Source organism: Acidilobus saccharovorans 345-15 (genome assembly GCF_000144915.1).
Taxonomy (GTDB): Archaea; Thermoproteota; Thermoprotei_A; order Sulfolobales; family Acidilobaceae; genus Acidilobus; species Acidilobus saccharovorans.
This window is the reverse complement of record NC_014374.1, coordinates 274,495-287,282: the sequence shown is the minus strand read 5'-3', so window position 1 is coordinate 287,282 and position 12,788 is coordinate 274,495. Positions and strand designations below refer to the sequence as shown.

Genomic DNA, 12,788 nt, shown 5'->3' with positions numbered 1-12,788 from the left:
TAAATACCGAATTTCAGCCACGACATAGCCAGAGGCAGCGCCCTAACGTCGTTGGCGAATCCAGATCAATTAACCTCAAGAGGTGGCAGCGCTAGCTTCGTTGTCCTGGGAAAGCGAAGCCTTAACTCCAACCTTCCTGAAGGGGCAGTCCTTGAATAGGGTCTCACACTTATGTACGTTGGACCTCGTAATATAGCTCTCTAACACCTTGCAGTACGCTATGTACGAGCCTCCAACCTCATACGACTCAAAGAACTCGCAGCCAGAGGAAGGCTTATAGTTAAGCTGGTAGATGTTAATGTAAAATACTTTCTTAGGCAGCTGCTCCCCTGAGGCCATTATTTCCCGTGAACTCTCTGTAGCGTTTTCAAGCCTTAAAAGGGCTCAAGCCCCGTCGAGCCTTTAGGGAATGTCATTAAAGTTAAAATAACTTTTAAAAAGTTTAAACAAAGGCTTCAGCGTCTTTACCTATATTCGGGAGGCAACGCATTGAGCAGGTCTCTTACTGCATTTACGCTAGCGTCCAGGCCCTTCCTCTCTTCGTCGGTCAGTGGCAGCTCTAATATCTTTTCAATGCCGTTGCGTCCAAGGACCGCTGGGACCTCAGCTATGACATCCTTATAGCCGTACTCTCCGTTCAGGTAGGCGCTGACTATGTACACCTTCCTCTGGTCCTTCTTTATGGCCTCAGCCATGAGGGCTAGGCCTGCCGCTGGAGCCCAGTTGCTGCTGTAGCCCCTTAGCTTTATTATCTCGGCTCCCGCCTCTACGGTCTGCTTCACTATCTCGTCAATGTCCTTCTGGCTCAGGAGCGAGCTGAGAGGCGCGCCTCCTACACTTGAAAGCCTTGGCGCTGGGAACATGTGCTCTCCATGCATGCCGAGGACCACTGGCTGTATGGAGGCCGGCGATATGTTTAGCTTGACGGAGGCGTAGTAGGCAAGCCTTGGTGAGTCCAGCAGGCCGCTGAAGCCTATCACCCTCTCCCTTGGGAACCCAAGCTTCTTGTACATAACATAGGTCATGGCATCGGACGGGTTGGTTAGGACAAGGACTTTAGAGTTAGGCGCGTACTCCTTAATTTGTTCAGCTATCTGCTTCATTACATCTGCGTTGACCCTGAGCAGGTCCTCCCTTGTCTGACCCGCCTTCCTTGGGAAGCCGGCGGTGACTATCACTATGTCTGAGCCGCTCATGTCCTTATAGTCGTTGGACCCATAGGCCCTCCTTGAGATGCCTAGGACCGCGGCCATGTGGTTAAGGTCCAGCGCCTCTCCCTGCGGCGCGTTGGGCTTTATATCTATTAGCATGACATCGTCAAGGTCCCTGAGAAGCACCATAGCTCCTGTTGTAACCCCTACCCTTCCAGCGCCGCCTACAACAGTTATCATACCTAGTCACTCGTGCTGTAAGCTGAGGACTCGGACTAAAACTCTAACAGCGGAAGCATTCATAATTTGTTATTATATTGAAAGGTCAGCGCCCGTAGAAGGTAAGGGAGCTAGATAAATTCCAGGGCCTATGTTAGTCCACTCGGGCAGAGGCCTCTCATATGTTACAAACTTAGCCTTATGGAAGAGCTTTAAGTCATCTAAGTAAGGCGACAGCCTGGCCGGTACGGCCACCGCGTAGTCCTTTATGGGATCCGTCAGCCTAAGCCCGCTTGCCTTCTTGTAGGCCCACACCGAGCTGTTGACATTCATAATCTGTCTGGCGTCCTCAGCCAGTTCGTTAAGGTTTGGCGCTTCTATAAGTTTCTCGGGCAGGCGCTCAGCATGCACGCTTCTTCCGTAGAGCTGCCTGTAAATGTAGTCGGTCACAAAGGGCATTATAGGTGATAGCAGCACTAGGGCTGCCCTAAAGATCCTGTGCAGCGTGTACCAGGCCGAGGCCCTGTCCTCGTAGGGGTAGCCCTCTGAGTACGCCCTGTCCTTAACTAGCTCAACGTAGTGAGCCGCAAAGACGTTCCATGAGAGCTCGTAAAGTTGTACCGCAGGTTCATAGACGTCGAGGTCCTCGTATCCCTTGACTGCCGCATCCAAATACTGCTGGGCCAGGGCCAGGAACGCCCTGTCTATGGGCCTGAGGCTACTAACCTCCTGGGACTCTGGGAAGGCAGAAATGAACCTCGCCAGGTTCCAGAGCTTTGTGGCGAAGTTCCTGCCGGTTATGACCTTCTTCTCATCATACCTGTAGTCATAGCCTAGCTTGGCCGATGAGGCGGCCCAGAAGCGGAACGCGTCGGCTCCGTACTTACTTATAATGGGGTCAGGGTCTATTACGTTGCCTAAGCTCTTGTGCATAGGCCTTCCCTTAGGGTCAAGGCCCATGCCAGTTATCCTAATCCACCTGAACGCGGGCTTTCCGGTCAGCTGGTAAACCCTCAGCAGCGAGTAATAGAGCCACGTCCTTATGATGTCCTCGCCCTGGGGCCTCAGCACGTTTGGGGAGGCCTTCTTGAAGAACTCCGGGTCCTCGAGCCACTTGGTCACGTAAAGCATTGAAATGCTCGAGTCGAACCACGTGTCAAAGACGCGGGTCTCCCCCTTGAGGTACTCCTTGGGCGCCCCGCACGCAGGGCACCTGTCCCATGGGGGCTCCTCCTCCCAGGGCCTGTAGTATCTGCCTGGCTCTGGGACCAGGAGGGACCCGCACTTCGTGCACCTCCAGAGCGGTATCTCGGTGCCGTAGTATCTGTCCCTTGATATGGGCCAGTCCATAGCTATGGAGTCAAGCCACTCAAGCAGCTTCCTCCTGTGAAACTCGGGCCTCACATCGAGCTTGCTTACGAGCTCCTTCATCTGCTCCCTCAGGTCAAGCTGTCTCAGGAAGAGCTCTGTCCTGTTTATTATTTGCAGTGGTGTCTTACACCTCCAGCACACGGGCACTGTGTGCTTAACTTTGACCTTCTTAACTAGCAGTCCTCTCTTTTCAAGCTCCTCAACGACCTTCCTGCGGGCCTCCTCGACCTTTAGGCCCGCCAGGAACCCTGCCTCCTCTGTCATGCGGCCGTCCTGATCTATGATGACCTTAGGCTTGAGGTTCAGCTCCCTGAAGAGCCTCACGTCATCTTCATCGCCGTAGCTGCAGACCATCTCAAGCCCTGTGCCGAAGTTCATGTCAACGCTCGGGTGCTCTACAATGGAGACCTCGTTTCCAAATATAGGCGCTACTGCTCTCTTACCTGCGAGGCCCTTGTACCTGTTGTCCTGAGGGTTATAGGCTAAGGCTGCACAGGCAGGGAGCAGCTCAGGCCTAGTAGTGGCCACCACAAGATCTTGGCCTGAGTCAGCGAGGCGGTATTTAATGAAGTAGATAAAGTCCTCCCTCTCTTCATACTCTATCTCGGCCTCTGCCAGCGTTGTGCCGCAGCGGGGGCACCACCTCACAGGCCTCTCAGCCTCGTATATCATGCCCCTCTTGAACAGGTCTATGAACGTCCTCTGGGTCATGGTCCTGTACTTAGGGCTGTCAGTGCCATCGCGCCAGTAGTCGAAGGAGCAGCCAAGCCTTGTCCACACGTTAACGAGGTCCTTCTCAGCCTTGTCCAGGAACTCCCTGCAGAGCTCCAGGAACTTCCTCCTGCCTTCAGGCGTCGCGGCCATTTCCTTAGCATTGATATTATATGTTTTCTCCACCTGGACCTCCACAGGTAGCCCATTTCTGTCAGCATAGAATGGCACTAGTACATAGTATCCCTTCAGCCTGAAGTACCTCGCGATCATGTCTATCTGCGCGTAGTGGGCTGCGCCTCCTACATGCCACTTGCCGCTGGCATAGGGCGGCGGCGTATCTATCACTAGCACCTCCTTCTCGCGCCACTCGGCGGCGCCCGTTGAGGAGGCCGCTTCCTTGCGCCATAAGTCGAGTAGCTCAAGCTCCTTGTTGACGTCCCATCGGGTTTCGCTTATCTTTGGCTCTAGCTTCAATTGGGCTGCACCTTTCAGACATCCAAGGCTCACAGGTTTTTATTTACCTTATTACCTCACGGCGACTATAGGCCGCTTGAGAGGGCATGAGCTGGGCTAGGATAGTAGCCGTTTTGGCCGTGGCGACCGCTGTAGAGGCCCTATCCATGGTAGCGAGGCAGCGGCCTATTGCTGCGACTAGCCTTGGGAGCTTCATCTACTATGTTCTGCTACTTTCTGTGCTGCCTCTCGTGACTGCGGTGGGAGCAGCTGTGTCTGTGGTCCTCACGGGCAGCCCTTACCCTGGCATAGCCATCTCCGCTATACCTCTGAGCTTATCCTCGTCATTTCAGGCCCTTCTGGTCGGCCTCGCGTCGCTGGTAGTCAGCCTAGTTGCTACGCTAGCCACGTACTTCTTGTTAGAGCTAAGGGATCGTCAGCCAGGCTCCGGTCCAATAGCGAGAGCTAGGTCCCCCTCTGCGGTTCCCTTAGCTTCAGCATCCCTCGGGCTAGCTATCCAGTCGTTTTCAGCCTCCATTACAGGTTCTCTAATTTACAGCGAGGCTGTCTATTTGGCGGCGTCGGTCACTGCCGCAGTCATATCATCCCTAGCCTCGAGGGGGCTGCTCAAGGAACTTGCATATGGTCTCCTGTCATCACTAGGCCCGCTCGGCTTGGCTGTCGTGCTCTCAACAGTTTTAATTCAAGAAAGGGGCTTAGACAGGATGAGTCAGGGAGTTCAGGCACCTAAGAAACCTTAAAAAAGCAATTCATCTCACACTGAAAACGATGATAAAAGTTGAGCCAAGAGAAGGACCACATGGACTACGCCCAAGACCTTGATATAGCTGCGAGGCCTGACTTAACAATATCCGTGCTAGGAACCGACGTGGGGTCCCTGTTGGGCCATGGAATACCTCTCTTCACCATAGGCGGCGGATACCTCAGGTCTGCGCTCTCACAAATATTAGTGAACTTCCACGCGAGGAGAGGCTATTACATAGCCGAGACGCCCATAGTGAGCAGCGGCGCCCTCTTTGAGCTCTCAGGTCACATGGGCTACTACAAGCAGAACATGTTCGTCTTCCAGGTAGAGGGCAAGGAGTATGCGGTAAAGCCAATGAATTGCCCCTTCCACATACTCATATTTCTGAGCGAAGTCACAAGGCACCGCAACAAGGTGAGCCTGCCATTCAAGGTATTTGAGGTTGGCAGGGTTCACAGGCTGGAGCCCAGCGGAAGCGTCTATGGGCTCCTCAGGTCAAGGAGCTTCACGCAGGACGACGCTCACATAATAACTCTTGGCAAGGACGCGGTAAACGTCATCACCTCGGTATTTGATGAGATGATAACTATTTACTCAAAGCTGTTTAATGTGGAGATGAACCCCTCCACTGTGACGCTCAGGCTGAGCCTTTCTGATAAGAGCAAGATAGGGACTGACTTCATGGGCACAAAGGATGAGTGGGAGAAGGCTGAGGACTTCCTGAGGGGCGCGCTAGAGGCCATAGCAAGCAAGTATGGACTAAGGTACACGGCCGCTGAGGGCGAAGCCGCATTCTATGGCCCGAAAATAGACGTGCTGGTGAAGTTAGGGAGCGGCCAGGAGGGCAAGGAGTGGCAGCTAGGCACCATACAGTTCGACTTTAACCTGCCCAGGAGGTTTAAGATATTTGATGCCGCCAAGGAACTCTATGGAAGTGAGGACGTTTACATAATACACCGCGCCCTAATAGGCTCCATAGAGAGGTTCCTCGGCGCGTACCTTGACAACTACAAGGGCAGGCTACCCTTCGTCTTAGCGCCCCTGCAGTTCGCAGTGCTGGCGATAAAGGCGGGCGACGAGTTTGACAAGAGAGTCGAGGACTTTGCCTTATCGCTCCACCGCGCCCTGGTGGCGAAGGGCTTTAGGTCAGGCTACGGGGAGACCACCAGGACCTCGCTCTCGGGCGACGTAAGGCTCCTGGAGTCAGGCCCCAAGCCTGCGGCCATAGTTTACGTGGGGAGAAGGGAGATAGAGAAGGGCTCTGTAACAGTGTCAATTTACGAAGGAGGCTCTAGAAGGCAGACATCAGTAAACGCTAGTGACCCCCTGGGAGCCGCTGATGCCATAGAGTCCCTGGCCTCTCGCCTGGAGGAGCCCGTAAAAGAGATAGCTGGCATGGTACCAAGGATCCCCGGCGACCTGAGCTACCAGCTGTGAGGTGCAGAGATTGAGGAAGGTCATACCAGTCATTCATAACACCTCAAGCGTTCAGAGGCTAGTTGACATGGCCAGGATAGTGCTCAGTATGAACATAGATCTCCTGGTGGCGACCAAAGTTTATGGGGCCGCGGCGCAGTCAGGCATTGCTGAGGCCTTTAGGCTTCTGCTCAAGGCCGGCAAGGGCTTGGTCGTGTTACCTGAGCTTAAGGACGCCGTGGAGACTTACGACGGCACGCAGGTGTTTTTAGTAGATAAGGAGCACGCCGCGGAGCTCGTCGACCCACTCTCGGGGGACTTCACTGCAGGCTCAAACAGCCCACTGATGCTTGTGTTTAACGGCTCTGACGCTCCTTTCAGCCCACAGGAGCTCTCCCTTGGCAAGCCGATCTACATAAAGGGCCTGTCCTACAGGGCTGGGAGCACTGCAGAGGCCTCGCTGCTGCTTTATGGGATCCTAAGGTAAAGCCTCGTTATATGAATTGCAGGCCTTTATGGAGTTTGTGTATTAAGTTTATCTTTTATGTTACTTAATCGCAGTTTAACTAATTTCCCTCTACTCTAGGAAACACTTTAACTTTTAGGTTTCAGCTACCTACAATCTGCAGGTGAAAATTAATATGAATGATGGGAAGGGCGATGGGAAGGACGGCTCGCAAGTAAGCGAGGTCTCGATAACTGACGCCCTTTCTAGGATATATGAAGATGGTGATGTTATTGTTTATACAGCGCCTAATGAGGAGGAGCTCAAAGAGATCCTAGTTAATCTTCTTCGTCGTAATGGTAGGATGTCCGTGAAGGATTTCCATAGGTATCTCTCAGGCCTAGCCAGTGAGGACAAGATAAGATACGCGCTGAACGAGCTGCTACGGAACGATATTGTAACCATGGACAAACAGGGCTACTTCTACCTTACTGAGCTTCTGGAGGCCGAGGGCGAGTACTGGAGCGATGAGAGCGGAGAGAGCTCGGAGATCGGCGAGGCGTCTGATAACCTAGACGACTCTATGTGATCGCTAAGTTCAGGGATAGCCAAGACTTGGGTCCCCAATATATTTTATGCCGTAGATGAGCGAGCCTCACGTAATTTATGTGCAGGCACGCACAGAACGTCAAATAGATGTTATGCCCCACACTATATCTTGAAAGCTGTTCGGCAGAACCTTCTTCTTTGCAGTATAGTCGTCATAGACTCTCTCTAGGAAGTTGGTGAACATGGGGCATCCATCAAATCTACCCTCACGGTCACACTTGCCCTGCTGGTTGTTCATGGTAACCATGAGGAAGCATATCTGCGTCTTCTTATCGTAGTATGGACATAGTTTGTGCTGGCTCTTGGCGCTCTTGATCATCTTTATGACCCACCGCCTCTTGCCGTCCTCCTTGTCGGGCTCTCTTTCATCAGGTGTAAGCGACACAAAGCCTCACCACGAGACTCACAGTAGCAGGCAGGAAAGTAAAAACCTTCATATACAGTCCAGAAAATACTTAGTGGCTCCTATACAAACTGCTTTGATGACAACCCTCTGACTTCAGAGGAGCATCAAAGTTGCGGCAAAGAAAGCTATAGACACTATAAACATTATTATCCACAGCTCTAGGCTTAACCTAAAGATTTTGTATCCATCTAACGGCGGTATGGGCAACAGGTTGAAGAAGGCCAGATAGGAGTTTATGTTCGAGAAACCTATAAGCCACGTGGAAGTAAACGACGCGGCAAACACACTAGACACCAGGGCTCTCACCAGCGCTCCGGCTATGAGAGCCGCTAAGGCCATGACTATATTGCTCATGGGGCCCGCGGCCACTGAGTACAGGATGCCCCTTCTGTCCTCTTCGAAGCCGCGGCTATAGACGCGAGTGTAGCCCGGCGCTATGAGCTTTATGGGGAGAATAGCTGTGACTAACGTGACTATGACCCCTAGCCAATTAATGACGTAACTTGACCTCATGCCATAACGGCGCGCCACGTTTCTGTGCATGAGTTCGTGGACGACCATACCAATGACTACTCCTCCCACTACGTAGCTATAAACGGACGTGTATGTGCTTAATCTGAAGGCTTGAACGCCCGCCATGGCTACAAGTACTGCTAGGATTCCAATTATCCATGAGTAAGGCTCGTCCACCTCAGCGTAGTACCATGGCCTTCTCCATGGACGCACTTCAATGCCCTCTTAAACATGAAGCGGAGCTTATTTTAGTTCTTTCGCCCAACCATCAGAGGGCGAGCTTTGACGGAGCGGGTGTTGCTTTACGGGAGGTTCCAGCCCTTCCACAGGGGTCATGTGAGCCTCGTTAAGTGGGCATTATCGCAGGGCTTCGACGAAGTAGTAATACTAGTTGGCATGGCCTCAGAGAACTACACTGTAAGGAATCCCTTTACTGCTGGCGAAAGGATCGAGATGGCAAGGCTCTCAGCTAAGGACGAGAACATAAGCCTCGACAGGATAGTTACTGCTACCATAGAGACCCTGGAGGTGAGCATCGGGTGCGCTTATTATGTGCTGTCCTACGTGCCTAAGGTTAAGGCAATAATGACTAGAAACCCAGTCATAGGCAAGGCGTTCTCGGACGCTGGCATAGAGGTCATAAGCCCACCTACCTTCAATCGCGAGGAGTGGAGGGGCGAGAGAATACGTGCGATGATAGCTCGCGGCGACCCTAAGTGGAAGGAATACGTCACGCCCTCCGTAGCAAAGTTCATAGAGGAGATAGGGGGTGTTGACAGAATACGAAAGATATCCTCCGAGGACTGAGGGCTGACGCTGAAAGCGGCCTAGCCCTGCTGTGAAGAGAGGTCCACTTTGTATCTCAGTATCCCGGCCAGGCCATCAAATGTCTTAAGAAACCACTCGGACTCGGGCAGAGACTCAGGTATTATGTAAACCTTCGCTCCCATAGACTCTGCTCTCTCCTTCCACTTGTCAACATCCTGCCTATCCTCATGTACGAGAAGAACAGCCACTGCGCCCATATCAAGGGCCCTCTCTAAGTCATCGGGACCATATATGGCTAAACCTGTTCCCTTAGCCAAGTGAAGCTTAAAGTTTTCGAAGGCATTCATTGTCTCCCTATAAAGGGACAGTTGAACTACATCATCGGCCTTCTCTAAGGCTTCCCTTATGCCCTCCTCACCCTGGTAAGAAACGTCGATTAGATGTGGGTCTACTATCTTCTGAAGCCTATAGTCAAGGTACCCAGACTTAATGAAGTCGGACTTGGCGTACCCAGGCCCGGCAACTATGATGGCCTTAAGCTTGCCAGCCTCATATATTGGCAGGAGGTACTCGTTAGCCCTCTCGCCCACCTTCTTCATGAAGTCGTCGACCATCTGCTCTATAATTCTGTCATATCTCCTCTGGCTCTGTCCTCCCATCATATGTTTTCCAGGTATAAAATCCTCGAGCTCCTCCAGTACCTGTATCCTTGACCCCTTGATTAGGCCTATGGTAGCGTGGTCCCTCTCCACTATTATGACTCCGACGGAGTCCTCATTCTCTATCATATCCTCTAGAATCTCTGTTATGAACCTCTTGTCGGTCCTGTAGTAAAAGACAGGGACTTTCTCAGGCGGGCTGAAGACGTAGCACTTGAAGTCCCCGTTGTCTAGGTTCTCGCCACAGAATGCCACAAGGCCATTAGGAGGAACCTTAGGTATCATGGAGAGCCTGTCTATGGCGGCCGCGATAGCCCTCTTCACAGCGTTTCGAGTTCGCTTAAGCTTAATGTTATCAGCCAGGGAGAGCTCCTCCCTAAGCATCTGGGTCACGTCGCTTATGGGCCTCCCAGGAGGGACGTAGAGGCTCAACAGCACAGTGGCCGGGGCGCTCCACTGCTTAAGCTCATTTATAACTTCCTTGAGCGTTCGCTTGTCTACCAACAGCTTCTTCTCTAAGTCCTCGCTCATGGTCCCTTTCCGGTTTAGAGTTAAGGCAGAGCCTATAAGGCCTTTCCTATTATTTACTTTATTTCTTTTTATATTATTCAAACGTGGGTGGGTAAAGTATATAGTGCTTGCACCTGCAAAGCGCTTCGGGTAGCGTAATGTCTAGAAGGGACAGTGGCCCAAGGACCCATGGCGAAGAGTCCTTCATGGATATCATAGAGAGGTTTTCGTTCCCTATATCATTGGCTGTTCTGTTGGCTATGATAGCGGTTAGCACCTACATAAGGCTCTTGCCAGGTCTAATCTACGGCTTTAAGTACGTCAACGGTAACGACCCTTGGATATTTTATTGGCTAGCTAATTACTTCTACGTCCACGACCTGGGCGGCCTTTCCCAGCTGTCTCACGTTGGCACGTTCTGGTATCCCTGGGGGAGGAACTTCCTGAAGACGGAGTACCTTGGCATTCCGTGGCTCTCGGCGTTCATGACTAAGCTCCTGGGCAAGGGCCAAGCCTTTATAATAGAGGCCGAGGGCCTTCTGCCGGTCATATTTGCCGTGATAGGAATAGCGGCCACGTACATGGCAGTCTACAGGGCCACCAGGTCAAAGCTGGGAGCAATAACTGCGGCGTCTGTCTACGCCTTCTACCCCGCTATAGTGCTTGACAAGTCCTTTGCAACGTATCCGGGCAAACAGGTCTCAGGCCTTGGAATTATAGCGCTCTCGCTGTACTTCCTCGCCGTAGCTTACACTTCCACTTCGAGGAATAGGTCCCTCGTGGCTGCGCTGGTAGGAGGCATAGTAGGAGGCTCCCTCGCGTGGCTATGGGGAGGCTATGAATACGTTGCACTAATACTGGCGGTTATAGTGCTGCTGGACCCCTTCATCGTAAGCCCCACCATGGACAGGTTCTATAAGCATCTGGCCGCGGCAGTAGGCTACCTGGCAGTGCTTTCAACGTCCCCTGCAGTAGGGCCCACTTACGTCTACCACAGCCTAGGCCTCGCCCTTTTGGCAGTTCTCGCAGTTTACTTCTTAGAGGCTAACGTTGAAAAGCTGCACCTTGAAAGGCTGCACCTCACGAGCACGTTTACGAGGAAGATGCATCTGTGGGTCATAATCCTAGGCGTGGGGCTTCTTGCGGCAGCTGCAATGTCGGGCATAATATCATTGCCCTCAAGGGTGCTGCTAGCGCTCGGAATAAGGCCACTAACGGGCGTTGTGCCGCTTACCGTGCAGGAGTATATGCCCATACCGTTCTCAGAGGCAATGGCCGAATATGGGCCCGTCTTCTTCGTGACGCTTATAGGATTAATAGTGCTCATTTATGACGTTGTTGCAAGGCGTGAGAGGCTAAGCAGCACCGATACCTTAAGGGTTGCGTTCTTGGCGCTTGGCGTGCTCTTTATGGTGGCCAGCATAAATGAGGCCTACTTCATACCTTCAGCCGCATTTTTCCTGGCGCTCTCAGCAGGAACCTCCATAGGGGCTCTAACGTCCATGCACGTAAGCTACTTCGACAAGAAGACAAGGCGCACCTACTATAAGAGGGAGCCAGCTGCACTTGCAGTAGGGGTCATACTGGCCATAATTATCCTTGGGTTCGCGGCTTATTACATTCCTGAGGATTACGCTGCGCTGAAACTGGACGCGCCGGCAGTGACCACCGGCTGGCTGACGGCGCTTTCAGTGCCCACCTCCAATGGTACTAGCAGAGTCATAGTACCCCTTAACAATGCCTGGATTGCAGCCCTTAACTACATCAAGTATAACACGTCAAAGAAGTCCATAGTAGTGTCGTGGTGGGACTATGGCTACTGGATAGCAGCGTTAGGCAACAGGACAACAGTAGTTGACGGCTCTACAATTAACGGAACTCAGATAGGGCTGGTGGCTAACGTGTTCACTGCTCCAGTGAACCAGAGCCCTGTCTACCTTGAAATGATGAGGCTGGCGCCAAACGATACATACCTAATAACTTATGATATATTCATTGGTATCTATGATAATAGCACCCACAGCGTGATAATGTTCCCATACCCTAACGTATACCCCGTTAATCCTCAGGCAGGAGTTTATGCCATAACTTACGGGCTCGGTGATATTGCTAAATCTTACCAAATGTTAAGGATAGCCCTTAGAGTTAACCCGTATGCTGACAGCCCCTTCTTCTCTAACTACACCTCAGTAACTACTGAGAGTAATTACGAATTCTACCAGTTCCCAGCGTTTGTTGGAGGTCCGAGCTCCAACGTTAGTTTAACCCTCCACACCACCATATACGATCTCATGATGTATGGCATCAGCGTGTTAAACAAGTACGGCTACTTTGGAACAGGCGCGAAGTTCCTCACTAATGTAACTTCGTTCGTGCCTGCCGGGGTGCAATACGTCGATCCGCTCACGGGCTCCATAGTGCCAGAACCCATAACTCCCCCTAGCCCGCTGCCGTACTACCAGCCGGCCAAGGTGTTCATTTCAGTGCCATATGCATGGAGCCCGGCAGGCTCCAACGTGACGTACTTCTACAGCGTCGTTGTATTCCTTTATAGGTGGACGGGCGTCATTTAAGCCCGAACGCCACTTGGGCCCTTCGGCCTTTGACCCCAAATCAATTTAACTTTTGATCACAACATACTCTTAGGTGCTGCTAATTTGCCAAGGCTATTTGGAAAGAAATCGCAGCCCACGGACTCAAGACGACAAGTACTGGATGACTTAGTAAAGGCTCAGATGTATCTAATCAATGCGAGGAAGAGCGTTCGGAACAGCATGGTAAGGCTAAG

Annotated in this window: 12 protein-coding genes; 6 read left to right on the top strand and 6 right to left on the bottom strand. The window is 52.1% G+C overall.

Features of this window, described 5'->3' with window-relative positions; genetic code table 11:
- Window positions 1-75: 75 nt before the first annotated feature.
- From ASAC_RS01490 to ASAC_RS01480, 3 genes are all read right to left on the bottom strand, one after another.
- Entirely contained in the window at window positions 76-339 is a 264-nt protein-coding gene (locus ASAC_RS01490) for a hypothetical protein (RefSeq protein WP_013266208.1), read from the bottom strand.
- A 125-nt stretch (window positions 340-464) separates the two neighbouring features.
- Complete coding sequence (locus ASAC_RS01485) at window positions 465-1,391, bottom strand: malate dehydrogenase (protein WP_013266207.1); 927 nt, start codon at window positions 1,389-1,391, stop codon at window positions 465-467.
- Window positions 1,392-1,463: 72 nt separating this feature from the next.
- A complete protein-coding gene (locus ASAC_RS01480) occupies window positions 1,464-3,929 on the bottom strand; it encodes a valine--tRNA ligase (protein ID WP_013266206.1) in 2,466 nt (821 codons plus the stop codon).
- Between the two features lie 86 nt (window positions 3,930-4,015).
- Here ASAC_RS01480 and ASAC_RS01475 point away from each other — a divergent pair, with 86 nt between their 5' ends.
- The 4 genes from ASAC_RS01475 to ASAC_RS07920 all read left to right on the top strand — a co-directional run bounded on the left by ASAC_RS01475 (window position 4,016) and on the right by ASAC_RS07920 (window position 7,124).
- A complete protein-coding gene (locus ASAC_RS01475) occupies window positions 4,016-4,669 on the top strand; it encodes a hypothetical protein (RefSeq protein WP_013266205.1) in 654 nt (217 codons plus the stop codon).
- A gap of 38 nt (window positions 4,670-4,707) precedes the next feature.
- Window positions 4,708-6,111, top strand: coding sequence for an aminoacyl--tRNA ligase-related protein (locus tag ASAC_RS01470; protein ID WP_013266204.1), 1,404 nt, complete (start codon window positions 4,708-4,710; stop codon window positions 6,109-6,111).
- A 10-nt stretch (window positions 6,112-6,121) separates the two neighbouring features.
- Entirely contained in the window at window positions 6,122-6,577 is a 456-nt protein-coding gene (locus ASAC_RS01465; RefSeq protein ID WP_013266203.1) for a RecB-family nuclease, read from the top strand.
- Window positions 6,578-6,731: 154 nt separating this feature from the next.
- Window positions 6,732-7,124 carry a hypothetical protein gene (locus ASAC_RS07920; protein WP_202965456.1) on the top strand — a complete coding sequence of 131 codons (393 nt, stop codon included), beginning with the start codon at window positions 6,732-6,734 and terminating at the stop codon, window positions 7,122-7,124.
- A 99-nt stretch (window positions 7,125-7,223) separates the two neighbouring features.
- On the opposite strand, the gene ASAC_RS01455 is transcribed toward ASAC_RS07920, so the two are convergent.
- Window positions 7,224-7,529, bottom strand: a complete 306-nt coding sequence (locus tag ASAC_RS01455; RefSeq protein ID WP_013266201.1) for a hypothetical protein — start codon at window positions 7,527-7,529, stop codon at window positions 7,224-7,226.
- 114 nt (window positions 7,530-7,643) lie between these two features.
- On the bottom strand, window positions 7,644-8,276 hold the full coding sequence (locus tag ASAC_RS01450; protein ID WP_013266200.1) for a zinc metalloprotease: 633 nt from the start codon (window positions 8,274-8,276) through the stop codon (window positions 7,644-7,646).
- A gap of 81 nt (window positions 8,277-8,357) precedes the next feature.
- Between ASAC_RS01450 and ASAC_RS01445 the strand changes: the two genes are divergently transcribed.
- On the top strand, window positions 8,358-8,870 hold the full coding sequence (locus ASAC_RS01445; RefSeq protein WP_013266199.1) for a nicotinamide-nucleotide adenylyltransferase: 513 nt from the start codon (window positions 8,358-8,360) through the stop codon (window positions 8,868-8,870).
- A gap of 20 nt (window positions 8,871-8,890) precedes the next feature.
- Here ASAC_RS01445 and prf1 read toward each other — a convergent pair whose 3' ends face one another.
- A complete protein-coding gene (gene prf1 / locus ASAC_RS01440) occupies window positions 8,891-10,021 on the bottom strand; it encodes a peptide chain release factor aRF-1 (RefSeq protein WP_173072223.1) in 1,131 nt (376 codons plus the stop codon).
- A gap of 137 nt (window positions 10,022-10,158) precedes the next feature.
- Here prf1 and ASAC_RS01435 point away from each other — a divergent pair, with 137 nt between their 5' ends.
- Window positions 10,159-12,573 carry an STT3 domain-containing protein gene (locus ASAC_RS01435; RefSeq protein ID WP_013266197.1) on the top strand — a complete coding sequence of 805 codons (2,415 nt, stop codon included), beginning with the start codon at window positions 10,159-10,161 and terminating at the stop codon, window positions 12,571-12,573.
- Window positions 12,574-12,788: the final 215 nt, after the last annotated feature.